At 66.6% G+C, this 26,784-nt stretch carries 24 protein-coding genes; 6 read left to right on the forward strand and 18 right to left on the reverse strand.

Annotated elements, in window-relative coordinates:
* Positions 1–21 precede the first annotated feature (21 nt).
* On the forward strand, positions 22–594 hold the full coding sequence (locus QQW98_RS03635) for a DUF924 family protein (RefSeq protein ID WP_290136193.1): 573 nt from the start codon (positions 22–24) through the stop codon (positions 592–594).
* Here the strand turns inward: QQW98_RS03635 and QQW98_RS03640 are convergent, their stop codons facing one another.
* The 13 genes from QQW98_RS03640 to QQW98_RS03695 all read right to left on the reverse strand — a co-directional run bounded on the left by QQW98_RS03640 (position 595) and on the right by QQW98_RS03695 (position 12,924).
* On the reverse strand, positions 595–1,962 hold the full coding sequence (locus QQW98_RS03640) for an MATE family efflux transporter (RefSeq protein ID WP_290136194.1): 1,368 nt from the start codon (positions 1,960–1,962) through the stop codon (positions 595–597).
* Positions 1,959–2,093, reverse strand: coding sequence for a hypothetical protein (locus tag QQW98_RS03645; RefSeq protein WP_290136195.1), 135 nt, complete (start codon positions 2,091–2,093; stop codon positions 1,959–1,961). The genes QQW98_RS03640 and QQW98_RS03645 overlap by 4 nt, the downstream gene beginning before the upstream one ends.
* A 27-nt stretch (positions 2,094–2,120) precedes the next feature.
* The gene (locus QQW98_RS03650) at positions 2,121–2,480 is read right to left on the reverse strand and encodes an endonuclease III domain-containing protein (RefSeq protein ID WP_290136846.1); all 360 of its coding nucleotides are present in this window, start codon (positions 2,478–2,480) and stop codon (positions 2,121–2,123) included.
* A gap of 134 nt (positions 2,481–2,614) precedes the next feature.
* Positions 2,615–3,772: an alkene reductase gene (locus tag QQW98_RS03655; protein ID WP_290136196.1), complete on the reverse strand. Its 1,158-nt coding sequence runs from the start codon at positions 3,770–3,772 to the stop codon at positions 2,615–2,617.
* Between the two features lie 59 nt (positions 3,773–3,831).
* Positions 3,832–4,506 carry an endonuclease III domain-containing protein gene (locus QQW98_RS03660; RefSeq protein WP_290136197.1) on the reverse strand — a complete coding sequence of 225 codons (675 nt, stop codon included), beginning with the start codon at positions 4,504–4,506 and terminating at the stop codon, positions 3,832–3,834.
* Positions 4,507–4,541: 35 nt separating this feature from the next.
* Positions 4,542–5,336, reverse strand: a complete 795-nt coding sequence (locus QQW98_RS03665) for a hypothetical protein (protein ID WP_290136198.1) — start codon at positions 5,334–5,336, stop codon at positions 4,542–4,544.
* 3 nt (positions 5,337–5,339) lie between these two features.
* Positions 5,340–6,914: a glutamine-hydrolyzing GMP synthase gene (gene guaA / locus QQW98_RS03670; protein ID WP_290136199.1), complete on the reverse strand. Its 1,575-nt coding sequence runs from the start codon at positions 6,912–6,914 to the stop codon at positions 5,340–5,342.
* A 72-nt stretch (positions 6,915–6,986) separates the two neighbouring features.
* A complete protein-coding gene (locus QQW98_RS03675; RefSeq protein WP_290136200.1) occupies positions 6,987–8,012 on the reverse strand; it encodes a tetratricopeptide repeat protein in 1,026 nt (341 codons plus the stop codon).
* 166 nt (positions 8,013–8,178) lie between these two features.
* Positions 8,179–8,655: a PEP-CTERM sorting domain-containing protein gene (locus tag QQW98_RS13945; RefSeq protein ID WP_404800884.1), complete on the reverse strand. Its 477-nt coding sequence runs from the start codon at positions 8,653–8,655 to the stop codon at positions 8,179–8,181.
* A 33-nt stretch (positions 8,656–8,688) separates the two neighbouring features.
* Positions 8,689–8,850 carry a hypothetical protein gene (locus QQW98_RS03680; protein WP_290136201.1) on the reverse strand — a complete coding sequence of 54 codons (162 nt, stop codon included), beginning with the start codon at positions 8,848–8,850 and terminating at the stop codon, positions 8,689–8,691.
* Positions 8,851–9,272: 422 nt separating this feature from the next.
* Positions 9,273–10,829, reverse strand: a complete 1,557-nt coding sequence (locus QQW98_RS03685; RefSeq protein ID WP_290136202.1) for a class I adenylate-forming enzyme family protein — start codon at positions 10,827–10,829, stop codon at positions 9,273–9,275.
* Positions 10,830–10,843: 14 nt separating this feature from the next.
* Complete coding sequence (locus QQW98_RS03690) at positions 10,844–11,548, reverse strand: ZIP family metal transporter (RefSeq protein ID WP_290136203.1); 705 nt, start codon at positions 11,546–11,548, stop codon at positions 10,844–10,846.
* Positions 11,542–12,924, reverse strand: coding sequence for an L-serine ammonia-lyase (locus tag QQW98_RS03695; RefSeq protein WP_290136204.1), 1,383 nt, complete (start codon positions 12,922–12,924; stop codon positions 11,542–11,544). The genes QQW98_RS03690 and QQW98_RS03695 overlap by 7 nt, the downstream gene beginning before the upstream one ends.
* A 138-nt stretch (positions 12,925–13,062) precedes the next feature.
* Between QQW98_RS03695 and gyrB the strand changes: the two genes are divergently transcribed.
* The gene (gene gyrB / locus QQW98_RS03700) at positions 13,063–15,603 is read left to right on the forward strand and encodes a DNA topoisomerase (ATP-hydrolyzing) subunit B (RefSeq protein ID WP_290136205.1); all 2,541 of its coding nucleotides are present in this window, start codon (positions 13,063–13,065) and stop codon (positions 15,601–15,603) included.
* A 58-nt stretch (positions 15,604–15,661) separates the two neighbouring features.
* Here the strand turns inward: gyrB and QQW98_RS03705 are convergent, their stop codons facing one another.
* Entirely contained in the window at positions 15,662–16,327 is a 666-nt protein-coding gene (locus QQW98_RS03705; RefSeq protein ID WP_290136206.1) for a hypothetical protein, read from the reverse strand.
* Positions 16,328–16,507: 180 nt separating this feature from the next.
* Between QQW98_RS03705 and QQW98_RS03710 the strand changes: the two genes are divergently transcribed.
* A complete protein-coding gene (locus QQW98_RS03710; protein WP_290136207.1) occupies positions 16,508–18,295 on the forward strand; it encodes a PAS domain-containing hybrid sensor histidine kinase/response regulator in 1,788 nt (595 codons plus the stop codon).
* An 18-nt stretch (positions 18,296–18,313) separates the two neighbouring features.
* Here the strand turns inward: QQW98_RS03710 and QQW98_RS03715 are convergent, their stop codons facing one another.
* The 3 genes from QQW98_RS03715 to QQW98_RS03725 form a co-directional block, all read right to left on the reverse strand.
* Positions 18,314–18,892, reverse strand: a complete 579-nt coding sequence (locus QQW98_RS03715) for a 1-acyl-sn-glycerol-3-phosphate acyltransferase (RefSeq protein ID WP_290136208.1) — start codon at positions 18,890–18,892, stop codon at positions 18,314–18,316.
* 96 nt (positions 18,893–18,988) lie between these two features.
* Positions 18,989–20,596 (reverse strand): carboxyl transferase domain-containing protein, encoded by a 1,608-nt coding sequence (locus tag QQW98_RS03720; protein ID WP_290136209.1) that lies wholly within the window; start codon positions 20,594–20,596, stop codon positions 18,989–18,991.
* Positions 20,593–21,762, reverse strand: a complete 1,170-nt coding sequence (locus QQW98_RS03725) for an acyl-CoA dehydrogenase family protein (protein WP_290136210.1) — start codon at positions 21,760–21,762, stop codon at positions 20,593–20,595. The genes QQW98_RS03720 and QQW98_RS03725 overlap by 4 nt, the downstream gene beginning before the upstream one ends.
* 72 nt (positions 21,763–21,834) lie before the next feature.
* Here QQW98_RS03725 and QQW98_RS03730 point away from each other — a divergent pair, with 72 nt between their 5' ends.
* Genes QQW98_RS03730 through QQW98_RS03740 form a run of 3 tightly spaced genes read left to right on the forward strand, consistent with a single transcriptional unit; the run spans position 21,835 to position 25,719 of the window.
* Positions 21,835–23,409: a sensor histidine kinase gene (locus QQW98_RS03730; protein WP_290137077.1), complete on the forward strand. Its 1,575-nt coding sequence runs from the start codon at positions 21,835–21,837 to the stop codon at positions 23,407–23,409.
* Position 23,410: 1 nt separating this feature from the next.
* Positions 23,411–24,181: an ATP-binding cassette domain-containing protein gene (locus QQW98_RS03735; protein ID WP_404800859.1), complete on the forward strand. Its 771-nt coding sequence runs from the start codon at positions 23,411–23,413 to the stop codon at positions 24,179–24,181.
* Positions 24,178–25,719 carry a glycine betaine ABC transporter substrate-binding protein gene (locus QQW98_RS03740; RefSeq protein ID WP_290136212.1) on the forward strand — a complete coding sequence of 514 codons (1,542 nt, stop codon included), beginning with the start codon at positions 24,178–24,180 and terminating at the stop codon, positions 25,717–25,719. The genes QQW98_RS03735 and QQW98_RS03740 overlap by 4 nt, the downstream gene beginning before the upstream one ends.
* Positions 25,720–25,726: 7 nt before the next feature.
* Here QQW98_RS03740 and QQW98_RS03745 read toward each other — a convergent pair whose 3' ends face one another.
* The gene (locus QQW98_RS03745; RefSeq protein WP_290136213.1) at positions 25,727–26,782 is read right to left on the reverse strand and encodes a class I SAM-dependent methyltransferase; all 1,056 of its coding nucleotides are present in this window, start codon (positions 26,780–26,782) and stop codon (positions 25,727–25,729) included.
* Between the last annotated feature and the right edge of the window lie 2 nt (positions 26,783–26,784).

The following is a 26,784-nucleotide window of genomic DNA, read 5'->3' on the forward strand; positions in this document are numbered from 1 at the left end:
TCGAATGGCGCGATCCGGCGCATGATGGCTTTGTCGGCCGATCCCGCCGGGTCGCTCCCCCCATGGGCACAGGACCTTCTGCATCTGTGGTTCCACCAGATGTCGGGCGCGGACTGGTTCCGCAAGAACGACGCGGTGGATGCGATGCTGGCGCGGCGCTTCGGCCGCTGGCTGGAAGCATTGCTAGGCCGGCCCGCGCAGGAATTCCTGACCTCGCCGCGCATGGCGCTGGCCGCCGTCCTTCTGTTCGACCAGGTCCCGCGCAACACGCAGCGCGGCAGCGCGCGCAGCTTTGCCGCCGATCCTCCGGCCGTTTCCATCACCCGCGGCGCCATTACGCGCGGATGGCACTGCGCGATGGACCGGGACGAGCGCCAGTTCCTCGCCATGCCGCTGATGCATAGCGAGGATATTCGCGACCAACGGCTGAGCCTTGCCTATTTTGCGAAATGGCATCCCGGCACCCTGCCGTTTGCGCGGAGCCACTGGTGCATGATCGCGCGCTTCGCGCGCTTCCCGCATCGCAACGACGTGCTGGGCCGCAGGGCGACGCCGAAAGAGCAGGCGGCCATCGACGCGGGCTTCAGCCGGTAATCACGCGCTGCTTGGCAGCACCTTGCCCGCCGGTTCGCGCATCACCCACCATGCCAGCAGCGCGGCGGCAAGCCCGGTGACGATGTTTGCCGCAAGCTCGCTCGCGTAAATCGCGTCGGCACCCCATTGCGGGCGGAGGAACCAGGCGACCGGGATCATCACCAACGCGACGCGGGCGATGGACTGGCCCAGCGCCAGCCCCGCGCGGTCGATCGCATTCATCGCTCCGTTGACGATGATGAATACGCCGAACCCGCCATAGCCCCACGCGGAGATGAGGATGAAGCGCGCCAGTTCCTCGCGCACCGCCGCATTGTCACTGAACAGGCTCGCGATGGGCTCGCGCAGCAATACGATCAGCGCGGCCACGGCGAGGCCGTAGACGAGGCTGAAACCGCCCGCCCAGCGGATCGCGGCGCGCGCGCGGTCGACCTTGTCGGCGCCGTAATTCTGACCGACGATCGCGCCGATGGAACTCGACAGGCCGAGCAGCGGCACGATGGCGAAGCTCTGCACCCGGCCCCCCGCCCCGAAAGCGGCGACGGCATCCTGCCCGGCGCTGGCAACGAAAGCGGTCAGGATCGACAGGCCGACGGGGTTGATCGAGTTAGAGAACGCGGCCGGCCCCGCCACGCGGGTCAGCGCGCCGGTGTCGCGCTTGACGCTGCAATGCCGGATGTCGCCGGGTGCAAAAGTGATTTCGCTCGTCTGCAGCATCGCAAAGCCCACCACGACGGACACGATCCAGCTGGCGATGGTGGCATAGGCGGCGCCGGCGATGCCGAAGCCTTCGAAGCCGAATGCCCCGGTGATCAGGATCGGATCCAAGATCCAGTTGACCACCGCCATGGTGATCAGGATCGCCATCGACCGCTTGGCCGCGCCCTGCGCCCGCAGCGCGCCGTTGACGCCCATCATCGCCGGCAGGGCGGCGAAACCGAGCGCGTAGGGAAACATGTAGGCATCGACCAGCGGCAGCAGCTCCGCATCGGCCTGCATCAGCTGGAACAGCGGCTGGCGTACCAGCAGCAGGATCGCCGCCAGCGCCACGCCGATGCCCGCGGCCAGCAGGAAGCCCAGGTTGGCGAGCCCGCGCGCATGGTCCTCGTCGCCCCGACCCAGCGACCGGCTGACGACCGACGCGACGCCCACCATCACGCCCACGCCCAGGCTCGACAGGGCCTGCGTGACCGGGAAGATGAAGCTGACCGCTGCCAGCTCCGCCGAGCCGAGCTGGCCGATGAAATAGGCGTCGATGATGCCGATCGACATGATCGCCGCAACGCCCACGATCATCGGCGCGGTCTGCGAGACGAGATGCCGGCGGATCGAGCCCGTGGTCAGCCGGGCGGACTTGCTTTCGCTCATGGGGCGTTGCCTACGCCTCTTTCCCGATACCACAAGCACAGATCGCCGACCGGGCAGGTTTCGCATTTGGGCGCGCGGGCGGTGCACACGCGCTTGCCGAACCGGATCAGCCAGAAATGCCCATCGCGCATCGCCCACTCCGGCGCGCGCTGCTCGATCTAAGGGGCGGTGCCTACCGCCGTCTTCGCATCCGTCAGGCCGATCCGTTTGCGCACGCGGTGGATGTGGGTTTCGACCGCAATCGTATCCTTGCCGAACGTGAAGCTGAGGACGATGTCGGCGCATTTGCGGCCGATGCCGGGCAGGCCCATCCGCCCTTCGCACACATCGGGCACCACCCCGCGGTGTTCGGCCAGAAAGGCCTCGCAGAACCGGCGGATGGAGCGGGTCTTGTTGTTATAGAGCCCGCACGGCTTCATCGCCCTCGCGATATCCCTGTCGCCCACCTCCAGGATCGCTTCCGGCGTGGTCGCGAGCTTGAAGAGCGCTTTGATTGCCGCCGCCGTATTCCGGTCCAGCGACTAGGCGGACAGCATGCAGGATAAGCAGTAGCGGAAGGCGTGCGGCTGGCCCCCTGGACCCCTGGCACTTTTGGTGCGCCCGGGCATTGCCCCGGCCGGCCGGCGATAGACCTCCTCGACCTGCGGCTCGCTTAGCACGGCAGCGGGTCGTCCACCTTTTCCAGGCTCGGATAGTCGGTGTATCCCTTCATGCCACCGCCGTAATAGGTGTCCGGATCGTCCTCGTTATACGGGCCGCCGTGCGCGATGCGCGCGGGCAGGTCCGGATTGGCGAGGAACATTCGGCCGAAGGCCACGGCATCAGCATGACCATCGCGGATCCACTCGGCCGCCTGTTCGGGCGAGAAATTGCCGTTGGCGACGAAGGCGCCGTCGAAAGCCTCGCGCATGTCGTGCAGCACCTGGTCGCCTTTGCCCTTCTGCCCGTCCGCACCGCCGTGATCGGTTGCCCGCACGGTATGGAGGTAAGCGAGCCCGCGCCCGGCCAGCAGCTTGGCCGCGGCGGGGTAGGTTTCCTCCGGCTTCTCGTCCGCGCTGCCGCCCGCGCCGCCAATGGGCGTCAGGCGCACGCCGACGCGGCCGGCCGGCAATTCCGCCGTGACCACTTCGATTGCCTCGCCAAGAAAGCGCAGGCGGTTGTCGAGGCTGCCGCCATATTCGTCTTCCCGCTTGTTCACGCCGGAGCGCAAGAACTGGTCGATCAGATATCCATTGGCGGCGTGGAGCTCCACCCCGTCGAACCCAGCGCGCGCGGCGCAGCGGGACGCGTGGTGGTAATCGTCCAGCGTCTTCGCGATCTCGTCCTTCGTGATAGCGCGCGCTTCCTCGAAGGGAACCTGCGGTCCGTCCGGATGCCGGTCGCCCACGAACGCTTCGCCTTCCGGGGTCCACGCGCTGGAGGACAGCGGCGCCTTCCCGCCAGGCTGGAAGACCGGGTGGCTGACCGCGCCCACGTGCCACAGCTGGCAAAAGATGCGCCCGCCCGCATTGTGCACCGCGTCCGTCACGGGCTTCCAGCTTTCTACCTGCTCATCGGTAAAGATGCCGGGCGTCCAGGCATAACCCTGCCCCTGCTGGCTGATCTGCGTCGCTTCGGACACGATCAGGCCGGCACCGGCGCGCTGCGAATAATACAGGGCATGCAGGCCCGTCTGCGTATTCACCTTCGCATCGGAGCGTGAACGGGTGAGCGGCGCCATGAAGACGCGATTGGGCACTTCGATCGCGCCAATCTTGGCACTTTCGAACAAGGGGGCAAGGCCGGGATTTTCGGGGGTCAGGTGATGCATGGAATCTCTGTTGGACAGGTTTTGTCGTGCAACGTGCGACGAGCGCGGGGCGTTCCGCATCAATCCCCGGCGCGGGCCTGCCCGGTCTTGCAGAGCGACAGCGCCACGCAGTCCCCGCATTGCGGCGCGGCAGGGCGGCACCATGTCTGGCCCAGCTTCTTCATCAGCAGGTGATGCTCGTCATAGTCCGCGCCGGACCACTCTTCCGGCATGGCGGGCATGATCGCATCGAAGGCGCGCTTCGTATCGGCCTTTGGCGGGACCAGTCCCATCCGCTGGAGAATGCGGGTGTGATGCCCGTCCAGCACGATGGCGCGACGATCCAGCGTGGAAGCGTTCATCACGCCCGCGGCGATCTTGCGGCCTATGCCGGGGAGCTGTTCGAGCCAGCGCATGGCGGGCAGCGTCTCCATGTCGGCGAGATGCGACAGGTCGACTGCCCCGCGCCGCTCGACCAGCGCGGTGAGGCTCGCCTTGAGCCGCTCGGCAGCGATGTTGGGATAGGTTTGCGTGGCGAGCTCCGCCTGGAGCTCATCGAGCGGAGCCTGCGCCACCGCCTCCCAGCTCCCCCAGCGCTTCAGCAGCCGGTCGGTCGCCGCATTGGACACGGGCGACTTGGTCCGCGCCCCGATTACGCCTTGCACCAGCACCCATTCCGGCCGCCGCCACTCCGCCGCCGCCCGCTCGATCCGCCCGAACCGCTGGACAAGCAATGCCTGCAGGCGGCGCAGCACGTCAGTGCGCGGGTCGGGGCCGAGGGGGAGTTGGGTCAGAAAGGTTGATCCTCATCCATATCAGCCAATGGGAGTTCCGCCTCACTACCAAGCTCCTTCATGAACTCGTCGAAGTCTTTGATTTCTTCTTCCGTAGGCGGCGGACCGTTTGGTATCGCGCGAAGTCCATCAGAAATCTCCCGTCTGGTGCGATATCCAAGTATGACTCGTCCGCCACCCAACTCGTAGCTTAGCGATCCCGTCATGCGATCAATGCGCGCATAACCCGGCGCAGAAAACGGCATATTTGGTTTGCCCCGCACTTCATGCTTTGCCAGCGAAACTCTAAGCACTTCCAATTCCGTGAAAGGGATGTGCACCCTCCGCAAATCGTCACGAATTTTTTCGGAAGCATTCTCGATCTTCTTCAAAGCTTCCAGTTGGGACGCCCGCATGGCTTTGCCGAAGTTTATGTATCCTCGGTCCTCTTTTAAGCTTGCGATTTTTTGATCCACCCCACCGCTATCGATCCACTTTAGGCAATCTTTGGCCCTTTGCCTCCACGTTCTCAAAAGCTCGTAAGCAGCGAACATCCACATTTGTGAGAAGGCATTCAGAAACATAGCATCATCGATGGGTGTCCTGTCCTCTGCGGCCAATCGCGCACCTACTTGGCTTTCCAAATCCATGAGCCACCGATCAATCAAGGCTACGTTCGTGCCCTGCATTCGTAGGTATGTGTCATCAAACAATATGAGGCCGCTCAAAGCCTGAGCCAATTCCCACATATCAATTTTAGACGGGTCTCGAGGCACAACGAAGTCGTCTTGAAAATCATCGAAATCAGCCATCGCCTATTCCCACTCGATCGTGCCCGGCGGCTTGCTGGTATAGTCGTAGACCACGCGGTTCACGCCCTGCACTTCGTTGACGATGCGGGTCGCGCAGCCGGTCAGGAAGGCGGCGTCGAAGGGATAGACGTCCGCCGTCATGCCGTCCGTGCTGGTCACGGCGCGAAGGCCGCACACGCTGTCATAGGTGCGCGCGTCGCCCATCACGCCCACGGTCTTCACCGGCAGCAGAACGGCAAAGGCCTGCCAGATCGCGTCGTAGAGGCCCGCATTGCGGATTTCTTCGAGGTAGATAGCGTCCGCCTTGCGCAGGATGTCGCAGCGTTCCTTCGTCACTTCGCCGGGGATGCGGATGGCGAGGCCGGGGCCGGGGAACGGGTGGCGGCCGACGAACTGGTCGTTGAGGCCCAGCTCGCGCCCCAGTTCGCGCACCTCGTCCTTGAACAGTTCGCGCAAGGGTTCGACCAGCTTCATGTTCATGCGTTCGGGCAGGCCGCCGACATTGTGGTGGCTCTTGATCGTCACGCTCGGCCCGCCGGTGAAACTGACGCTCTCGATCACGTCGGGGTAGAGCGTCCCTTGCGCGAGGAAGTCCGCGCCGCCGAGCTTCTTCGCTTCTTCCTCGAACACGGCGATGAATTCGGCCCCGATGAACTTGCGCTTCGCTTCCGGGTCGGTGACGCCTTCGAGGCCCGCCATGAAGCGTTCCTCCGCGTCCACCACCACCAGCGGGATGTTGTAGTGATCGCGGAACAGGGTCTCGACCTGCTCGCGCTCGTTGAGGCGCAGCAGGCCATGGTCGACGAATACGCAGGTCAGCTGGTCGCCGATCGCCTCATGGATGAGAATCGCCGCGACCGAACTATCGACCCCGCCGGAAAGGCCACAGATAACCTTGCCGTCTCCCACCTGATCGCGGATTTCGCGGACCTTGGTGTCGCGATAGGCGGCCATCGTCCAGTCGCCCGCCAGCCCGCAGACCTTGTGCACGAAATTGGCGAGCAGCTTGCCCCCGTCGGGCGTGTGGACCACCTCCGGGTGGAACTGCGTGCCGTAGAATTGCCGTGCCTCGTCCGCGATCACCGCGAAGGGCGCGCCGTCGCTGGTGGCGACGATTTCGAAACCGGGTGCGAACTCAGTGACCTTGTCGCCGTGGCTCATCCACACCTGATGGCGCTCGCCTTCCGCCCACAGGCCGTCGAACAGGGCGCAGGACTTCGTTACGGTCAGGAAGGCGCGGCCGAATTCGCCGCCTTCACCCGTCTCGTGGCCCGGCCGCACTTCGCCGCCCAACTGGTGGCTCATCACCTGCTGGCCGTAACAGATGCCGAGGATCGGGACGCCCGCTTCGAACAGCATCTCCGGCGCGCGGGGGCTGCCATCGTCGGGTACGCTGGCCGGCGAGCCCGACAGGATGATGCCCTTGGGCTGCATCCGCGCAAACGCCTCTTCGGCCATGCTGAACGGCGCGATTTCGGAATAGACCCCGGCTTCGCGCACCCGGCGGGCGATGAGCTGGGTCACCTGGCTGCCGAAGTCGACGATCAGGACGGAATCGGGGAGATGGTCGTGCTGCATGGGCGCACTTACGCGGGGCCGCGCGCGCTTGTCCAGCACGCGGCCCTGTGCACCCGCCAGGTTATCCCGAGGCTAGAGCCGGGCGAGCAGGCGGTCGAATTCGGCGCGCTGTTGCGGCGCGGCAAATTCGCGGATGTTGGCGATCAGCCGCTTCGCCTTGGCCCGCTGGCCGTTCTCCGCCAGCGCATTGGCGAGGTGCCAGCGGATCTTCAGGTTGCCCGGCACCGCATTGCTGGCGGACCGGATCAGCGAAAGCGCGCGCGCCTTGTTGCCGCCGGCGCGCAGCATCGCCCAGCCGAGCGTGTCCTGCACCTGCGGATCGTCGGGCGTGAGGGCGTGGGCCCGCTGGGCGAGCGAGAAGGCCTCCCCCTTGCGCCCCAGCCGGTCGAGCGCGACCGCGGCGTTGTTGAGCACCAGCGGGTCGCCGTCACCGTCGCGGGCGCGCAGCGTGTCGCACTGCGCTGCGGCCTTCTCGTTCTCGTCATTGGAGAGGGCGCGGTCGGCGGTGCGCAGCAGGGCGACATATTCACCGTCGCGCTGGAGCGTGCGGCGCGCCCTGTAGGGATTGTCGGCACCCGTCGAATCGGCCAGCCGCGATGCCAGCGCGAGCGCCTGCGGACTGGCGGTGGCGCGATCGGCGATCGGGCGGATGGTCGCAAACGCCTCTGCCTTTTCACCCGTCGCGTCGAAGGACTGGGCCAACACGGTGCTGGCCTGCCCATGGCCGGGATAGGCTTTCAGCACTTCGCGCAAATGGGCGATGGCCTGCTCGTGCAGCCCGTCGAGATGGGCGACCTCGCCCATCAGCAGCCGGCCTTCGGGCAGCTCTGCCACCAGGCGCTCGTTCTGGCGCAGCGTGGCGCGGACCGGGTCGAGCTTGCCGTCCGCAAAGTTGAGCTTGGCCTGCAGCAACACAGCGAGCGGATGGCCCGGCGTTTCCTTCAGCGCCTTGGCAAGCTCCAGCCGCGCGGCGTGGTAGTCGCGCTGAGCGAACGCCTCTTCGGCGTTGGCGAGCGGATCGCCTCCGCCGAGGCTGCAGGCGGCGGTGGCCAGCAGCAGGCCGGGAGCGATCATGCGGGTGAATGCGAACGTCTTCATGGCGCCGGTGCGTAGCGCAAAAAGCTCAATGCCTGCCTAAGCATCGCGGGCGCCGCCGGGCGTGGCGACACGGCAAATCGTAAAGGCAAACCGGGCGGGGATCGCTCCCCGCCCAGCCTGTGGTGTGTTCCGGGTACCAAGTCCGAAACCGATCGGGATCGTACGCTTAGGCGGCAGCGACCTTGCGGCGGCGCTTGCTGCCGGCCCACAGGCCCATCAGGCCGAGACCGAAGAGGGCGACACCGCCGGGAGCGGGAACTTCGGTCGGGCGCTTCGTCAGGTCGAAATTGATGTCCCAGTGCGGCAGCTGATAGCCCCACGGGTGAAGGACGTTGAGCCAGGCCGAACCGCCGAAATCGCCCGTCTTGTCGTTGGCGCCGTCGCCGAACTGGAAGGTCGTGCTGCCGGCCAGCGGATCGTGCGGGTTCAGGGTGTAGGTCTTGTTCCCGATGGTGATCGTGCCGGCTGCGCTGGTGAAGAAGTCCTGCGTCGCAGCGTCATAGGCACCGCCGCCGGCCTTGTAGTCGAAGCCGCTGTTCAGCGCATCGAGATAGCCCGACAGCGACAGGTCGAGAATCGCGGTTTCACCCAGGCTGTTGATCGCCGTGCCGGTGAAGGTGCCGGTGCCGGCGTCCGTGTCCAGCGTGAAGGTGGTGCCGTCCTGGAACGAGAAATACTACGCGCAGCCGCTGCGGGTGTTGTTGGTCCACAGGCCGTGCGAACAGCTGCCAGAGGTGGCGTCGCTGACATCGTAGGTGATGATGTCGGCAGCTGCGGGGATTGCGGTCATCGCCATTGCGGCGGCACCGGCCAGTGCGGTCAGTTCGAGTGTTTTCATGGTACTTTCCCTGTCTTCCGTCCTGTGCCGTAGATCTGCCCTCAGCGGCGGTTACGGCAAGGGTTAAGCACAGCGCGTGCCAGATTGCGGAAAACCGCGGGATTTGCGGGGTTTGTCACGGTTAACAGGCGGACGCAGACGCAAAGTAGCTTAGCGGGTTTTAAACCAACTCCGACACCGCAAGGCCGCCCAGAATGTTGCGTTTCTTGCAACGGATAATGCAGTTATCGCGTTTGTATGGTGCGCTGCAGCGAACTAGATGGGGGCAACTCCAGCGCACCGCGGCTCGCCGCAGCGACACCGGCCACTCTCTCCCCCTAGGGCCCGTGTCCCCGGCACCCCTCTCCCCCAGCCGGCGGGGCGCTACCCAAGGAGATGCGGCGGCACCTGTCCCGGTGCCGCCGCCATACCTTCCAGCCAGATCAATCCTGCAGCCGCTTCGCTTCCTCGCGCAGTTCGGTCTTCAGCAGCTTGCCGATATGGCTGCGCGGCATCGCGTCGATGGCGTGGAGCGCGGAAAGCCGCTGGGTCTTGCCCAGCCGCGCATTGACGGCATCCAGCACCGCCTGCGCGTCCCCGCCCTGTTCCAGCACCGCGAAGCCGACCGGCGTTTCGCCCCAGCGATCGCTCTCGATGCCGACCACCGCGGCTTCGATCACCGCGTCTTCGCGCTCCAGCTCGGCCTCGAGGTCGCTGGGATAGATATTAAAGCCGCCGGAGATGATCATGTCCTTCGCGCGGCCCACCAGCTCCACGAAACCGTCAACATCGACGCGGCCGATGTCGCCCATGCGCTGCCACGTCTCGCCGGTCGCGGGATCCGTCCAGTATGCCTCGGCCGTGGCTTCCGGCCTGCCGCGATAGCCCGACATCATCGTGTGCGATCGGCCGACAAGGTTGCCGGGCGTGCCGGGCGGGACGGGATTCTCCGCTTCGTCGAGCACCTTCAGTTCGCTTCCCGGCGCCGGCCTGCCGACGGTGTGCAGCTTGTCCGGGAATTCGTGGCACGGCAGCAGGCAGACCACCCCGCCTTCCGTCATGGAATAGATCTCGATTAGCCCGCCCGGCATCCGGCGCAGGACCTGCGCCTTCAGTTCGGCGGAAAACGGCGCGCTGGTGCAATACTTGATGCGCAAGGCGGACAGGTCGGCCCGGTCGAAGCTCCGCTCTGCCAGCAGGCGGCCGTACTGGACCGGCACCAGCATCGCGACAGTCGTGCGATCCGCCTCCGCATGGGCGAGCCAGCGCGCGGCGTCGAATTTGCCCATGATCCGCACCGTGCCGCCCGCGAGCAGCACGGGCAGGAAGCCGACCATCGTTGTGTTCGAATAAAGCGGTGTCGACGCGAGCGAGCGCACTGCGATCCCCGCGCCCAGATAGGATGCCGCGGTCGGCGCGAATTGCCGCCAGCGCATGGCGTGCGAGTGGACGATGCCCTTGGGCGTGCCCGTTGTCCCGCTGGAATAGATGATGTTGAAGGGATCGCCGGGCTCGGGCGCGAAGGGCTGCGCGGATGTGCCTTGCGGGGCCATCCAGTCGTCCAGCCCTTCGTCCAGCACGATACGCTCGCATTCGCCGCCGAAGGCCTCGCCCAGCTCTGCCAGCTTGCCCCGGTCGATGAAGATGTGCCGCGCGCCGCTGTCGGCGAGCATGGCGGCAAGCTGCGCAGACGAGGCGCTGGTGGTCAGCGGCGCGGCGACCCCGCCCGCGCGCACGGCAGCAAGGAAAGCCAGCGCATAGGCGATGGACGACGTGCCGAGGATCGCGACGGCCTGCCCCTGCTCGAGCCCGCTGTCCTGCAACCGGGCGGCGATCCGCTCGACCCGGTCGGCAAGGTCGCGCCACGACAGATCCCCGCCATCGTCGCGCAGGGCGATATTCTCTCCCTTTGCGGCAGCGATCGAGGCGATTGCGGCGGGGAAGCTGCCGAAAGGCGCGGAAAGATCGACGGGTTGCGGCATGCCCGCCAGACTACCCATCGCCCGCCGCGTGTCTAGCCGCCGCCAAGGCTGCCGAGGCCGAAGGCAAGGATGACGCCGAGCGCGGTGGCCACGCCTGCAAGGTGGCTGTCTTCGCGATAGGCCTTGGGAAAGACCTCGGTGGCAAGGCTGGCGACAACGGCCCCGGCAGCGAAGCAGCGGATGATCGCCAGCGCCTCTTCCCCGACCGTGTCGAGCGCGAGATAGCCCGCAATGGCGGCCAGGGAAAGGAGCAGCGCGGTCCCGGCCCACAGGCCCACGACCTTGCCCTTCGCCCGTCCGCTGTCGGCCATCTCGCGCGCGCCGCCCGCTGCTTCGGGCAGGTTCGACAGCAGGATCGACCCGGCGAGCGCCGCGACTTCCAGCCCGCCGGCCCCGATCAGCGCCACGCCGAGCGCCAGGTTCTCCGGTATCCCGTCCAGCGTGATCGCGGCGAGCAGGCCGCCGCCCGATTTCTCGCCCCATTTCTCGTCGATCAGGTAATCGCACACGGTGAACACGATGGCGCCTGCCGCCACCCCCAGCATGGCCGGGAACAGCCCGCCGCGTTCGACCGACGGCTGGATAAGCTCGCTCGTTACAGAAAGCAGCAAGGCCCCACCCGCAAGCGCGACGAGGAACCCTTCGAGCCGCCCTGACAGCTTGCCGTAAACGCCCCACACGGCCCCGGCGATCAACGCGCCGGACACCACCAGGACGACGGCAAGGACCGTCAGCATTCGATGACGTTCACCGCCAGCCCGCCCTGGCTGGTTTCCTTGTACTTGCTGGACATGTCGATCCCCGTCTGGCGCATCGTCTCGATCACCTGGTCCAGGCTGACGCAGCTTTCGGCGCCGGTGCGATGGAGGGCGAGGCGCGCCGCGTTGACCGCCTTCACGGCGCCGATCGCGTTGCGTTCGATGCACGGCACCTGCACCAGCCCGCCCACGGGATCGCAGGTCAGGCCGAGGTTGTGTTCCATGCCGATTTCCGCCGCGCTGGCGACTTGCGCCGGCGTGCCGCCCCACAGGGCCGCGAGGCCGCCCGCCGCCATCGAGCAGGCGACGCCCACTTCGCCCTGGCAGCCCATTTCGGCGCCCGAAATGCTGGCGCGCTGCTTGTAGAGGAGGCCGATCGCGCCCGCGGTGAGGAGGAACCTGCGGCGGCTGTCGCGGCAGGCGCGGTCTTCGCCATCCTTGCAATAGAAGCGCATCACCGCCGGGATGATGCCCGCCGCACCGTTGGTGGGCGCGGTCACCACGCGGCCACCGGCGGCGTTCTCCTCGTTCACCGCCATGGCGAAGCAATTGAGCCAGTCGAACAATTGCTCGCGTTCGTTGGAAAGCGGGTTGGCGGACAGGTTATCCCACATGTCGGGCGCACGGCGCGCGACTTTCAGCCCGCCCGGCAGCGTGCCGCGCTGGGTCAACCCGCGCTCGATACACTGGTCCATCGCCTCGGCAATCCGGTCGAGCCCGGCCATCGTGCGCGCCCGGTCACGCCGCGCATCCTCGTTGGCGAGCACGATTTCGCAGATCGGCCGGTCGTGGCTGTCGCACAGGGCGAGGAGATCGGCAGCGGAGGTAAATTCGTACGGGGTGGGTTCGCTTTCCACCCGGTCGTCGGTCGGCTTGGTGCGCAGCTGCTTCTCGCTCGCCACGAAACCGCCGCCGGTGGAATAATAGGTCCGTTCCAGCAACACCGCGCCGTCTGCGCCGTGCGCGGCAAGCTTCATGCCGTTGGGATGGAGATCGGGGATGATGTGCCCGGCAAGGTCAATGTCGCGGCGCGGGTCGAAACGAAGCGCGCATTCGCCGCCCAGCACCAGTTCGCCGCCGGCCGCAAGGGCTTCCAGCGCCGCCTCCCCCTCGTCCGGGTCGAGCCGGTCGGGGCGGTGGCCCATCAGGCCCAGCATGGTCGCCTTGAGCGTGCCGTGCCCTTCCCCGGTCAGCGCCAGCGAGCCCTGCAATTCCACCGTGACGCGGGCAATGTCCGCACATCTTTTCGAACGCAGCGCGGCCGCGGCGAACATGCGCGCGATGCGCATCGGTCCCACCGTGTGGCTGCTGGAAGGGCCAATCCCTATGCGGAAAATGTCGAGCACGGAAAGCATGGCCGCAGCGATGCGCGCAGGCCCCCATGCGGTCAAGTGGTTTCAAATGTAACCGATGGCCGCGCCGGCTCCTCCAAGCTGTGGGCAAAAGGCGCGGTTTGCTTTGGTAATTCGCCCCGCAGCGCCTATATAATCGGCATGGACGAGAACAGCGAAAAGACGGGCGAAAACGCCCGCAATTCCAACAGCTATGGCGCCGATTCCATCAAGGTCCTGAAGGGCCTCGATGCCGTGCGCAAGCGGCCCGGCATGTATATCGGCGACACGGACGATGGATCGGGCCTGCACCACATGGTCTTCGAAGTCTCCGACAACGCCATCGACGAGGCGCTGGCCGGGCACTGCGACCTGGTGCTGATCGAACTCAACGCCGACGGCAGCGTCAGCGTGGAAGACAACGGCCGCGGCATCCCGGTGGACATGCACAAGGAAGAAGGCGTCTCCGCGGCGGAGGTCATCATGACCCAGCTGCACGCCGGCGGGAAGTTCGAGAATACGAGCGACGACAACGCCTACAAGGTGTCCGGCGGCCTCCACGGGGTCGGCGTGTCGGTGGTGAACGCCCTGTCCGAATGGCTGGAGCTGGTCATCTGGCGCGACGGCAAGGTTCACGAAATGCGTTTCGAGCATGGCGAGGCGGTGAAATCGCTCGAAGTTACCGGCGATGCCCCCCCGGTGGCGAGCAACGGCGACGATAACGGCCTGAAGAAGGGCACCCGCGTCACCTTCATGCCCAGCACGGAAACGTTCAAGAACGTGACCACATTCGATTTCGACAAGCTGGAGCATCGCTACCGCGAGCTTGCCTTCCTCAATTCCGGCGTGCGCATCCTGCTGCGCGACAATCGCGGCGAGGACGTGGCCGAGCACGACCTGTTCTACGAAGGCGGCATCGCGGCATTCGTGTCCTATCTCGACCGCAACAAGCAGCCGCTGGTGCCCGATCCCATTTCGGTGAGCGCGGAAAAGGACGGCATCGGCATCGACGTCGCGCTGGAATGGAACGACAGCTATTATGAAAACGTCCTGTGCTTCACCAACAACATCCCGCAGCGTGACGGTGGCACCCACCTCGCCGCATTCCGCGCCGCGCTGACCCGCACGCTGAACAACTACGCCAGCGCCAGCGGGCTGATGAAGAAGGAAAAGGTCAGCCTGTCGGGCGAGGACATGCGCGAAGGGCTGACCGCCATCGTCTCCGTCAAGCTGCCCGATCCCAAATTCGGCAGCCAGACGAAGGACAAGCTGGTCTCCTCCGAAGTGCGCCAGCCGCTGGAAAGCCTGATGGGCGAGAAGATGACCGAGTGGCTGGAGGAAAATCCCGCCCACGCCAAGGCGATCATCCAGAAGATCATCGATGCCGCCGCCGCGCGCGAGGCTGCGCGCCGTGCGCGCGAGATGAGCCGCAAGGGCGCGATGAGCATCGCCAGCCTGCCCGGCAAGCTGGCCGACTGCCAGAACCGCGATCCGGCTCAGTGCGAACTGTTCCTGGTGGAGGGCGATTCCGCTGGCGGCAGCGCCAAGCAGGGACGCGACCGCAAGATCCAGGCCATCCTGCCGCTGAAGGGCAAGATCCTGAACGTGGAACGCGCAAGGTTCGACCGGATTATCGGGTCGAAGGAAGTCGGCACGCTGATCCAGGCGATGGGCACGGGGCTGCGCGACGAATTCGATCTCGACAAACTGCGCTATCACAAGATCGTGATCATGACCGACGCCGACGTCGACGGCGCACATATCCGCACGCTGCTGCTCACTTTTTTCCATCGCCAGATGCCGGAGATCGTTAAGAACGGGCACCTGTTCATCGCCCAGCCGCCACTGTTCAAGGTCAGCAAGGGCCGCAGCGAGGTTTACCTGAAGGACCAGGCGGCGCTGGACCGCTACCTGGTCGATGGCGGCCTGCAGGACCGCATCCTGCTGTCCGACAGCGACGAGTGCAACGAGGCCGAGCTGCGCCCGATGGTCGAACAGGCGCTGCGCATCCGCAACCTGATTGCCTTCGTACCGCGCAAGTACGATCCGGCGATCATCGAGGCGATGGCGCTGGCCGGCGCGTTCGATCCCGCAGCGTCGCGCGAAGCGCGGGAAGCCGCCATGACCCGCGCCGCCGAACGGATGCAGATGAGCGATCCGGAAGCGACATGGAGCGGGACGCTGACCGATAATGGCGCGCGGCTCGACCGGGTGTGGCGCGGCGTGACCGACGTGCATCTCATCGAAGGCAAGTTCCTCGAAAGCGCCGAGGCGCGCCGCCTCCACGGCCTTGTCGCCGGGCTGGGCGATATCTACGCCAATCCCGCGAGGCTGGTGAAGCGCGGCAGCGCCGAAGCCGAAGCGCAGGCGGCGGCCGATGCGGCCGAGGACGAGACCGACGTGGAAGCGCCCGCTTTCAAGCCCGACGGCATGATCACCCGCCCGACCGAACTGCTCGACGCGGTCCTTGCCGCCGGGCGCAAGGGCATGTCGGTACAGCGCTACAAGGGGCTGGGCGAAATGAACGCGGAACAGCTGTGGGAGACCACGCTCGACCCCGACAACCGCGCCCTGCTGCAAGTGAAGGTGGAAGACGCCGACGTGACGGACGAAATCTTCACCCGGCTGATGGGCGACGTGGTCGAACCGCGCCGCGAGTTCATTCAGGATAACGCGCTGAACGTCGCCAACCTCGACGTCTGAGCGACATACACAAACGGCGCGGCGTCGCTGCCGCGCCGTTTGCAATTGACGCTGCTGTTCAGCCCAGAAGCGACTTGGTCGTGTGGGGGCGCTCGCTGGCAGGCGCCGCCTCCACGCGGTCGTCCACTCCGTCGCCGTCACGGTCGATCCGGCGGGTCTCGACGCGGTCATCGATACCGTCCCCGTCTCGATCGACCTTTCCGCCGCTCACCATCTCGGCGAACAGCTTCTCGTAGTGGTTGAGCGCCTGGCGCAAATCCTCGGTCGAGGCATCGTGCTGGCGATCGGCAATCTCGTGGCCGGCGCGGTAATGGCGCGCCACATCGCCGTAATCGACGGTCAGGTCTTCATAGCGCCGGTCGAAATCGGCCATCGGGAAACCGCGGGTCTGCATGACGTTGGTCAGCAGGCGGTCGGCGCGCAGCACCGCTTCGTTGGGGGCATCCACGAAAAGCGCCTTCGTTTCGGTCCACTCGCCGGTGAAACGCTCGCGCTCGGAAGCATCAAGCGGGCGGATGTCGAACTGGTGGACCCGCTTTTCCCGTTCGATCAGGTCGCGTTCGGCCTTGTCCGTGCTTCCGCGATCTTCGACGGTGCGGTCGTATTCGTCGCCATACTGGTCGCGCAGGGCGTCGGTGCGCTTCTTGCGCATCGCCATCCACAGGATCAGCAGCAGAACGACAACCGCCACGGCGGCGATCACGAGGATTGTAGTATTGTCCATGGGTTCATCTCCCTGGTGAACCCTCCCGATTGCCTCCTAAACCCCTGACGGCCCGGCATGTTCCGCGCCACCAGCGTGAAGGCATCCGGTAACTACGCAAAATCCCGGATGGTGCGGTTTGCTACGGGCCAAAGCCCCCTCGCCTAACGCTGGTTGCGTCAGGAAACGGAGAGAAGAGACGTGGGCGAATTCATCGTGCGCTGGGACGGTGTGGTGTTGGCAGTGGCGCTGTGCGGCATGCTGGTGGCGTGGCTGCAGGGCAGCCTGCGCTTCGAGCGGCTGACGGCAGAGCAGCGCAAGGAGGTGGACCGGATCGCCGCCCGCGAGCGCTCGGCCAGCCTGTCCTTGGCAGAACGCAACCGCCAGCTTGAACTGACCGAGGAGATCGCCGAAATCGGCCACTGGCGGCTGGATCTGGAAAGCAACGGACTGTTCTGGTCCGACGGAATTGCCCGCATCCACGGAATTGAGCCCGGCAAGACGCCGCCGCTGGCCGAAGCGATCGATTTCTACCACCCCGAAGACCGCGAGACAGTGGCAGCCCACGTCGAGGAAGGCCGCGCCAACGGCACGCCGTGGATTTTCCGCGCCCGCCTGATCGCCGCCGACGGCACGCACAAATATGTCGAGGCACGCGGCCAGCCCGAACTCGATCCGCAAGGCAACCCGGTCGCCCTGTTCGGCATGTTGGCCGACCGCAGCGGCGAATACCGGATGCGCAGCGAAGTGGAGGCCGAGCGCGACCGCGCCAACGAGGTGAGCCGCGCCAAGGCGGCCTTCCTCTCACGCCTCAGCCACCAGTTGCGGGAACCCGCAGCCACGGTGGTCGGCTACAGCGACATGCTGTCGCGCGAGGTGGGGGAGCCGAACCTGCTGCGCTCGCTCGAACAGGTTTCGCGCAGCGCGGGCCGGATTACCGAAATCCTCGACGACGTGCTCGACCTTGCCCAGGTGGAGGCAGGCGCGATGTCGGTCGATGTCGCGCCGACCGATCTCGGTGCGCTGCTGAAGGACATCGTGGACCGCAGCTGCCAGCGCGCCCGCGAAAAGCACCTGTCGCTGTCCCTCAGGGTCGACGAAAGCGTGCCTGCCGCCATCCTGACCGACGAACGCCGCCTGCGCCAGATCGTCGAAAACCTCGTCGCCAACGCCATTATCTATACCGACAGCGGCTTCATCGTAGTGGCGGCCAAGGCCGTGGACGGGATGCTGAAGATCACGGTGCGCGATACGGGCATCGGGATCGACCCGGCCGCGCACAAGGTCATTTTCGAGGAATTCCGCCAGCTTCCGGTCAATGTCGCGCGGCCAGAGGGCGGCATAGGACTGGGGCTGCCGATCGGGCGCCAGCTCGCCCGGATGCTCGGCGGGCAGCTGATGGTCGATAGCACGCCGGGCAACGGCAGCACGTTCACCCTGTCGATCCCCTGCCGGCGGAGCGAGGCGACGCCGCGGCCGCACCGGGTGGAGCCCCCGCAAGAGCCCGCCCTTCCGCCAGCCCGTTCCGCGGCCCGCCAGCCGGCGCCCTCGCCGCGTCCGGCAAGCCGGAAGCGAGCGCAGCCCGGCCGCGTCCTGCTTGCCGAGGATCACGAAATCAACCAGCTGCTGATCGTCAAGATGGGGTACGCGCTGGGCTTGGCGGTAGATGTCGCGGAAAACGGGCAAGTGGCCATCGACATGGTGCGCGCGGCCGATGAGGCCGGCACGCCCTACGCCCTCGTCCTGATGGACTTGCAGATGCCGGTGATGACCGGTCTGGAAGCGTGCCTCGCCCTACGCGAGGCGGGTTGGGATGCCGAACGCCTGCCGATCCTGGCGATCAGCGCCAACGCCTTTCCCGACGACGTGAAGGCCTGCGCTGATGCCGGGATGCAGGGCCACATCGCCAAGCCCGTCACGCTGGAGCGACTGGCCGCTGCGGTCAGGCCCTATGTGCAGGTTACGCGCGCTGCCGGAAAGGCGGCCTGACCTCGTGCGCAGGCGAAGTCAGCCGGCCGCGTCGATCAGCGCCTGGGCCTGCGCTTCCAGCACCTTGTAGCGATCGTAATCGGGGCGCGCATCGCGCAGGAAGCGGGCGATCTTCATCAGGTCCGCGCCGTAATCGCCGCTCGGCTCGATCGGCTCGCCGAAGCCCAGCACATGCTCCTGCGGGTTCACCCAGGCCGGCACGATCGGCACCCCGGCGGCGACCGCGATGTTGTAGAAGCCGGACCGCCATTCGCCGTTCGAAGTGCGCGTCCCTTCCGGCGCGATCACCAGCGCAAGGTCGCTGCGCCGGTTGTACTCCTCGACCACCTGCTCGACCACGTTGGCGCGGCGGCTGCGGTCGATCGGCACGCCGCCCATGTCGAACATGAAATTGCGCATGATGCCCTTGAACAGCGTGTGCTTGCCCATGAAGGCGGGCCTCACCCCTTCCGCCGCGGTGGCGCCGACGAAGAACACGAAATCCCAGTTCGACGAATGCGGGGCACCGGCGATGACATATTTGTCGAGATGCGCGGGCAGGTTGCCGACGATCCGCCAGCCCTTCGCCTTGAAAATGCGCACGATGATCCAGCGCACGATGCGCGACAGGACGGACGGATTGCGACTGGCCAGCTTTTGTCTCCCCGCTCGCGGCCCTAGCAGTCACGCTACGGAATGCGAGTGTTTGCGCCGCTACATCCGGAACACCCCGAATTGCGGCCGTTCGGGGATCGGCGCTTCGAGCGTGGCGGCAAAGGCCAGGCCGAGAACGTCGCGCGTTTGGACCGGGTCTATCACCCCGTCATCCCACAGGCGCGCGGTGGCGTAGTAGGGGTTGCCCTCGTCCTCGTACTTCTGGCGGATCGGGGCCTTGAATTCCTCGGCCTGCTCGTCGGTCCAGCTGTCGGCATCGCGGTGGACGGTGGCGAGGACCGATGCCGCCTGCTCCCCGCCCATCACCGAAATGCGGGCATTGGGCCAGGTGAACAGAAAGCGCGGGGAATAGGCGCGGCCGCACATGCCATAATTGCCCGCCCCGAAGCTGCCGCCGATGACCACTGTGACTTTCGGGACAGTGGCGGTGGCGACCGCCGTCACCAGCTTCGCGCCATGCTTGGCGATGCCTTCCGCCTCGTATTTCCCGCCGACCATGAAGCCGGAGATATTCTGCAGGAACAGCAGCGGAATGCGGCGCTGGCAGGCAAGCTCGATGAAATGCGCCCCCTTCTGCGCGCTTTCGGAGAACAGCACGCCGTTGTTGGCAAGGATCGCCACCGGCATGCCCCAGATATGCGCGAAGCCGCAGACGAGGGTTGAGCCGTATTGCGCCTTGAATTCGTGGAATTCGCTGCCGTCGACCAGCCGCGCGATGACCTCGTGCACGTCGTAGGGCGCGCGGACATCGTCGGGGATCAGGGCGTAGAGATCGTCCGCGTCGAATTTGGGCGGACGCGGATCGCGCAGGCCCACGTCCCTGGCCGCCTCATGGTTGTCGCCAAGGTGGCTGACGATATCGCGCACGATGGTGAGCGCGTGCTCGTCGTTTTCCGCCAGATGGTCGACCACGCCCGATTTTTTGGCATGGAGATCGCCGCCGCCAAGATCCTCGGCGCTGATTTCCTCGCCCGTCGCTGCCTTCACCAGCGGCGGCCCGGCGAGGAAGATCGTGCCCTGGTTACGTACGATCACCGTTTCGTCGGACATGGCGGGCACATAGGCCCCGCCCGCGGTGCAGCTGCCCATGACGCAGGCGATCTGCGGGATGCCCATCGCGCTCATGTTCGCCTGGTTGAAGAAGATGCGCCCGAAGTGGTCGCGGTCCGGGAAGACCTCCGCCTGGTAGGGCAGGTTTGCCCCGCCGCTGTCGACGAGGTAGATGCAAGGCAAGCGGTTGTCCTGCGCGATCTCCTGCGCGCGCAAGTGCTTCTTGACCGTCATCGGGTAGTAGCTGCCGCCCTTCACCGTGGGGTCGTTGCAGGCGATCATCACCTGCCGCCCGCTGACCCGCCCGATGCCCGCAATCATGCTCGCGCCCGACACGTCGCCTTCGTACATGCCGTTCGCGGCCAGCTGCCCGATTTCGAGGAAGGGAGAGCCGGGATCGAGCAGCCGCTCCACCCGCTCGCGCGGCAGCAGCTTGCCGCGGCTGACATGGCGCTCGCGATGCTTCTCGCTGCCGCCCAGCGCCGCCTCGGCGACACGCTCGCGCAGCTGTGCGGCCAGCGCCTCGTTATGCGCGAACAGTGCCTTGGCTTGCGGATCTTCGCGGTCGAGTGCGGAGGTGAGGACGGGTGCGCTCATCCCGCCGCCCCGATCAGTTCGCGCCCGATCAGCATGCGGCGGATCTCGTTCGTGCCTGCGCCGATATCCAGCAGCTTGGCGTCGCGCATGTAGCGTTCCACCGGCCAGTCGAGCGTGTAGCCTGCACCGCCTAGCGCCTGAACACTTTCGGCGGCCACGCGGAAGGCGTTTTCCGATGCCAGCAGGATCGCGCCGGCCGCGTCGAAGCGGGTAGTCTTGTTCGCATCGCAGCTTTTGGCGACGGCATAGGTGTAGGCGCGGGCCGATTGCAGGGCGACATACATGTCGGCCACTTTGGCCTGCATCAACTGGAAACTGCCGAGCGGCTTGCCGAACTGCGTGCGTTCGCGAAGGTAGGGGATGACCGTGTCGAGGCAGGCCTGCATCACGCCCAGTTGCAGGCCGGCAAGCACCACGCGTTCGTAATCCAGCCCGCTCATCAGCACGCCGACGCCGCCGTTTTCGGGGCCCATCACATTCTCGTCCGGCACGAAGCAATCGTCGAACACCAGCTCTGCCGTAGGGCTGCCGCGCATGCCGACCTTTTCGATCTTTTGGCCGATCGAGAAGCCTTCGAAGTCCTTTTCGATCAGGAACGTCGTGATCCCGCGGCTGCCCGCCTCTGGCGCGGTCTTGGCATAGACCACCAGCGTGTCCGCATAGGGCGCGTTGGTGATCCAGAACTTGGTGCCGTTGAGGACATAGCCGCCTTCGACCTTGTCCGCCTTCGCCTTCATCGAGACGACGTCGCTGCCTGCGCTCGCCTCGCTCATGGCGAGCGAGCCGACGTGTTCGCCGCTGATGAGTTTCGGCAGATAATTCGCCTTCTGCGCCTCGTTGCCCCAGCGCGCGATCTGGTTGACGCAGAGGTTGGAATGCGCGCCGTAGGAAAGGCCGACGCTGGCGCTCGCCCGGCTGACTTCTTCCACCGCGACGACGTGTTCGAGGTAGCCGAGGCCGAGGCCGCCGTCTTCCTCGCTCACGGTGATGCCGTGCAGGCCCAGCTCGCCCATCGCCGGCCACAGTTCCGCCTTGGGAAACCAGTCCTCGCGGTCGATCTTCTTGGCCAGCGGGGCGATCTGTTCGTCGGCGAAACGGGCGGTCGTTTCGCGAATCATCTCGGCCGCTTCGCCGAGCTGGAAGTCGAAATCGGGGGTTGCGCGCATGGCTCTTTGTCTCCTCGCCAGCGCGCATAGCAACGCGGCGGCGCAACGCAAACCACGGTAAAGCGAGACTTCTTGCGCAGACGCGCAAAGCTTTTGGAATTCGGGAAGAAATTCGCCTATACGACTGCGCCGAAGGACATGAAGAAGCCTGATTTCATCCCCTGGCCCATCGGTGCCGCACCGGACGCTGCCATGTGCGGCGAGGATAGCCGTGCCCAGGTGCTGGCCCAGTACGGGCTCGACCAGCTGCAGGACGATGGCGAGCTGGAGCGGGTCGCCCGCTTCGCCGCCAAGCTGTGCGACGCGCCGGTCGCGCTGGTCACGGTGGTGGAAAAGGAACGCCAGCGCTTCCTTGCGACCGAAGGCATCGACGAACGCGAGACCCCGCGGCCGACCAGCTTCTGTGCGCATGCCATGCTGGGGAGCGATCCGCTCGAAATCCCCGATGCGACGGTGGATGAGCGCTTCAGCGACAACCCGCTCGTCACCGGCCAGCCCGGCATCCGCTTCTACGCCGGCCATCCGTTGGTTTCGACGGAGGGCGCGCCCATCGGGGCGCTATGCATCATCGACACGAAACCCCGCCCCGGCGGCCTGACGGAGTTCCAGCGCGAGGGGCTGGCGGTACTGGGCGGATCTGTCATGCGCCGCCTGCTCGCCAATCGGCTGGAGCGGCTGTCGCAGGCCGCCAGCCAGCGGCGCGAAAGACGGCTGCGGCAGATCCTCGATTCCGTCCCTGGCATCGCCTGGTCGACCGACACCGAGCTCGGCTTCGATTACGTCAACGCGCGCTTCGGCGAATATACCGGTCGGCCCGCGCCCAGCGACATGGACGAGTGCGCGGAGACGATCCATGTCGAGGATTGGCCCATCGTGCGCCGGAACTTCCTCGATGCGGTCGAACGCGGCGAACAGGTGGACGACCAGTTCCGCCTGCGCATGGCCGACGGCAGCTGGCGGTGGATGGTCTCGCGCGCAGTGCCACTGCCGTCCGGCGACGGCGGGATCCAGTGGGTCGGTACGCTGTTCGACATCGACGATGCGCACAAGCTGCACGAAGCGCGCGAGCTGCTGGCCAACGAGCTGTCGCACCGGATCAAGAACATCTTCGCCGTCGTATCCGGCCTGATCACCATGTCGGCGCGCAAGCTGCCCGAGCACGAGGATTTCGCCGCCGATATCAACGGCAAGATCCGCGCGCTGGGCAAGGCGCACGACATCGTCCGGCCCGAGGGCACGGCGGCCGGGGCCAGCTTGCAAAACCTGCTCGCGGGGATTTTCGCCCCCTATGACGAAGCCGGCCGGCCCCGCGTCGCGATCGACGGCGACGATGTGCCGGTCGGCCCGCGCGCGGCGACGCCGCTGGCGCTGGTCTTCCACGAACTGGCGACGAACAGCGCGAAATACGGTGTCCTGTCGCGCGCGGAAGGGGATGTGTCGCTTTCCATCGCCGAGCAGGACGGAGCACTGCTGCTTCGCTGGCGGGAAACCGATGTGCCTGAGCCTGAGGACGCGGAAGCCGGTTTCGGGTCGCGCCTTCTTACCATGAGCGTGGAAGGGCAATTGCGCGGCCTGATCGAACGGCGCTGGACCGATGGCGGCATGACTGTGGAACTGACGGTTCCGGTGGACGCCATCACGGGCTAGCATGGCCCCCATGGCGGGCCGGGCAATCCTTGAATTCGACGCTGTTTCGAAGTCGTATAGCGGCATCGCGGCGCTGCGCGGCGTCGACCTGGCGGTCGAACGCGGCAGTTTCACCGCGCTGGTGGGCGCGTCGGGATCGGGCAAGTCGACCTTGCTCAAGACGGTCAACCGGCTGGTCGAACCCACTGCCGGGTCGGTGCGTTTCGCCGGCGAGGATGTCACTGCGGTCCCCCTGCCCGCGCTGCGCCGCCGGATCGGCTACGTGTTCCAGAAGATCGGCCTGTTCCCGCACATGAGCGTGGCGGAGAACATCGGCATCGGTCCCCGGCTGGCCGGCGAACCTGCCGATGCGGGCCGCATTGGCGAGCTGCTGGAGCTGGTCGACCTCGACCCCGCGATGGCGGATCGCCTGCCGTCCGAATTGTCCGGCGGGCAGCAGCAGCGCGTCGGCGTGGCGCGTGCGCTGGCGGGCGGGCCGGAACTGCTGCTGATGGACGAACCCTTCGGCGCGCTCGATCCCGTCACCCGCGATGCGCTGGGCGATCGGGTGCGCGCCCTCCACGAACGGCTGGGCCTCACCACCGTGATGGTCACTCACGACATGGCCGAAGCGCTGCTGCTGGCGGACCGGGTGCTGGTGATGGACACAGGGGAAATCGTGGCCGACGAAACGCCGCGGTCGCTGCTGGCAGGCGGCGGCGGCGCGGTGGCGCAAAGCCTGGTCGCCGTGCCCCGTCACCAGGCAGAGCGGCTGGCGGAGCTGGAGCGGTGAGCGGCCTTGCCCCTGCCCTCCTCGGCCTCGGCGACAAGCTCGCCGCCCATGTCGTGCTGTCGGCGGCTGCCATCGCGCTCGGCATCGCGGTGGCCTTGCCGCTGGCGGTGTGGGCCAGCCGTTCGGAAACGGTCAGCCGCTTTGCGCTGGGTTTCGCCAGTCTCGTCCAGACCGTCCCCGCGCTCGCCCTTCTGGCGCTGTTCTTCCCGATCCTGCTGTCGCTGCGCGCCGTGTTCGGCGACGGGCTGCCGACCCTGGGCTTCCTGCCCGCGCTGCTCGCCCTTTCGCTTTATGCATTGCTGCCGATCCTGCGCAATGCGGTGACAGCGCAGGCCAATCTCGACCCCGGCGTGCTGCAGGCGGCGGACGGCGTCGGCATGACCCGTTGGCAGCGACTGCGGCTGGTCGAAGCGCCGCTCGCCGCGCCGTTCGTAATGGCAGGCATCCGCACGGCGGCGGTGTGGACCATCGGCGCGGCGACGTTGGCCACCACCATCGGCCAGCCGAGCCTGGGCGATCCCATCTTCGCCGGGCTGCAGACGCAGAACTGGGTGCTGGTGCTGGCGGGCTGCATCGCCAGCGCGGCGCTGGCGCTGGTGGCCGACGCGCTGCTCGGCCTCGTCGAGCGGGGCTTCGCCGCCCGCAATCGCACGCTGTGGCTGGGCGGGATGATCGCCGTGCTGCTGGGCATGGCCGCCGCCTTCGCCAGCCAGGTCGACTGGGCGGGCGAGGACGAGGACACGATCGTGATCGGCGCCAAGCAGTTCAGCGAGCAATATATCCTCGCCCGGCTGATCGGCGCGCAGCTGGAAGAGGCGGGATACGCCGTGGAATACCGCGACGGGCTCGGTTCCGCCGTGGTCCACAACGCGCTCACCAGCGGGCAGATCGACATCGCCATCGATTACACCGGCACGCTGTGGACCAACCAGCTGGGGCGCGAGGACAATCCGGGCCGCGATGCGATGTACGAGGCGATCACCGAGTGGGAGCGCGAGACGAGCGGCACGCTGGTGCTGGGTCGGCTAGGCTTCGAAAACGCCTACGCCTTCGCCATGCGTGCCGACCGGGCAGCGGCGCTGGGCATCGCCACGCTGGACGATCTTGCCCGCGCATCGCCGCAGCTGGTGGTCGGCGGCGATCCCGAATTCTTCGAGCGGCCCGAATGGATCGCGGTGCGCGATGCCTATGGCTTCGAATTCGCCGGGCTGCGCAATTTCTCGCCCACCTTCATGTACAACGCGCTGCGCTCGGGAGAGGCGGACGCGATCAGCGCCTACACGTCCGACGGGCGGATCGCCGCCGACCGGCTGGTGGTCCTGGCGGACCCGCGTGAGGCGCTGCCCAATTACGATGCGCTGCTGATGGTCGCCCCGACCCGGGCACAGGATGCGCGCCTGCTCGACGCGCTGCGCCCGCTCATCGGCGCAATCGACGTCGAAGCCATGCGCGAGGCCAATTTCGCGGTCGACCGGGGGGAGGACAAGCGCACCCCGGCCGAAGCGGCGGCGATGCTGGCGCAGCGGATCGGGCTCTAGGAGCCGCCTAGAACCCGGCACCGTCCGGCCAGGCCGGATCGGTCAGCGCCATCACCTTGAACAGGTCGCCCATCTGGCCCGGCGCGACCAGCCGCTCCTTCGCTGCTTGCAGCGCCTCGGCATGTTGCGGCGCATAGTCCCCCAGCGCCTTGGCCCGGGCGTCGATCCCGAGCGCGGAAAGGAAGCGGCCCTGCGTCGTCGTGCCCAGCCACTTCGCATCGCGACTCTGGGCGATCTGGGCGAGATGGTGGAAATCGACATGGGCGGTCAGGTCCGCCTCCCCCGGCATGGCGAAGGGATCGACCTTCTCGTGCGCGCGGATCGCCTGCAGGGTGGAGCCGGTGCGCGGCTCGCTATGGCCGTAATCGATGAACAGCGCCGCGCCGCCCTGTTCGGTCAGGCGGCCGGCGGTTTCGAACACCGTCGCCGCCGCACCGGGGCTGGTTTCCAGCACCGTGCCCTCTTCCGCCTGCCGCCGCGCTTCCGGAACCGCGCCTTCCATCGGCTGCTCGCCCGCGACAAGGGAGAAGGTCTCGCCGTCGCTCGCCACCATGATCTCGCGCCAGCCATGCGCCGTCTTCACCAGCTGGCGGACGGGCAGCGCATCGAGGAATTCGTTGGCGACCAGCAGGATCGGCCCGTCGAACGGCACGCTCGACAGGTCGTTGTGCCAGCGCGCCCGCGGCACGTTGGCCTGCTGGATGTCGCGCAATTCCTGCGACCCTTCGACCAGGTGGACGGCAGGTTCCAGCCCGTAACGCGCCATGGCTTTCAGCGCATCCTTCGCCAGTGTGCCGCGTCCGGGGCCGAGCTCGACATAGTGGACCGGCTCGGTGCGCCCGGCGCGGATCCAGAGGTCGGCCAGCCACAGGCCGATGAGTTCGCCGAACATCTGGCTGATTTCGGGCGCGGTGATGAAATCGCCCGCGCTGCCGAAGGGATCGCGGCTGTCGTAATAGCGGGCGTTCGATTCGCCCATGAAATGCGCGACCGAGATCGGGCCGCTGTGGGCGATGATGCGGTGGAACCGCTCCGCCGTGGACAGCCCGTCGTCGAACGACACCG

Origin of the sequence: Alteriqipengyuania flavescens (assembly GCF_030406725.1) — a bacterium.
In the GTDB taxonomy this organism is placed as follows: Bacteria; Pseudomonadota; Alphaproteobacteria; order Sphingomonadales; family Sphingomonadaceae; genus Alteriqipengyuania_B; species Alteriqipengyuania_B flavescens.

What these genes read in the sequence shown, in the direction of transcription:
- QQW98_RS03635 (WP_290136193.1), top strand. Translation starts at nt 22, where the DNA reads ATGATGGCTTTGTCGGCCGATCCCGCCGGGTCGCTCCCCCCATGGGCA.
- QQW98_RS03640 (WP_290136194.1), bottom strand. Translation starts at nt 1,962, where the DNA reads ATGAGCGAAAGCAAGTCCGCCCGGCTGACCACGGGCTCGATCCGCCGG.
- QQW98_RS03645 (WP_290136195.1), bottom strand. Translation starts at nt 2,093, where the DNA reads ATGCGCGATGGGCATTTCTGGCTGATCCGGTTCGGCAAGCGCGTGTGC.
- QQW98_RS03655 (WP_290136196.1), bottom strand. Translation starts at nt 3,772, where the DNA reads ATGCATCACCTGACCCCCGAAAATCCCGGCCTTGCCCCCTTGTTCGAA.
- QQW98_RS03665 (WP_290136198.1), bottom strand. Translation starts at nt 5,336, where the DNA reads ATGGCTGATTTCGATGATTTTCAAGACGACTTCGTTGTGCCTCGAGAC.
- guaA (WP_290136199.1), bottom strand. Translation starts at nt 6,914, where the DNA reads ATGCAGCACGACCATCTCCCCGATTCCGTCCTGATCGTCGACTTCGGC.
- QQW98_RS03675 (WP_290136200.1), bottom strand. Translation starts at nt 8,012, where the DNA reads ATGAAGACGTTCGCATTCACCCGCATGATCGCTCCCGGCCTGCTGCTG.
- QQW98_RS03680 (WP_290136201.1), bottom strand. Translation starts at nt 8,850, where the DNA reads ATGAAAACACTCGAACTGACCGCACTGGCCGGTGCCGCCGCAATGGCG.
- QQW98_RS03685 (WP_290136202.1), bottom strand. Translation starts at nt 10,829, where the DNA reads ATGGGTAGTCTGGCGGGCATGCCGCAACCCGTCGATCTTTCCGCGCCT.
- QQW98_RS03690 (WP_290136203.1), bottom strand. Translation starts at nt 11,548, where the DNA reads ATGCTGACGGTCCTTGCCGTCGTCCTGGTGGTGTCCGGCGCGTTGATC.
- QQW98_RS03695 (WP_290136204.1), bottom strand. Translation starts at nt 12,924, where the DNA reads ATGCTTTCCGTGCTCGACATTTTCCGCATAGGGATTGGCCCTTCCAGC.
- gyrB (WP_290136205.1), top strand. Translation starts at nt 13,063, where the DNA reads ATGGACGAGAACAGCGAAAAGACGGGCGAAAACGCCCGCAATTCCAAC.
- QQW98_RS03705 (WP_290136206.1), bottom strand. Translation starts at nt 16,327, where the DNA reads ATGGACAATACTACAATCCTCGTGATCGCCGCCGTGGCGGTTGTCGTT.
- QQW98_RS03720 (WP_290136209.1), bottom strand. Translation starts at nt 20,596, where the DNA reads ATGAGCGCACCCGTCCTCACCTCCGCACTCGACCGCGAAGATCCGCAA.
- QQW98_RS03725 (WP_290136210.1), bottom strand. Translation starts at nt 21,762, where the DNA reads ATGCGCGCAACCCCCGATTTCGACTTCCAGCTCGGCGAAGCGGCCGAG.
- QQW98_RS03735 (WP_404800859.1), top strand. Translation starts at nt 23,411, where the DNA reads ATGGCCCCCATGGCGGGCCGGGCAATCCTTGAATTCGACGCTGTTTCG.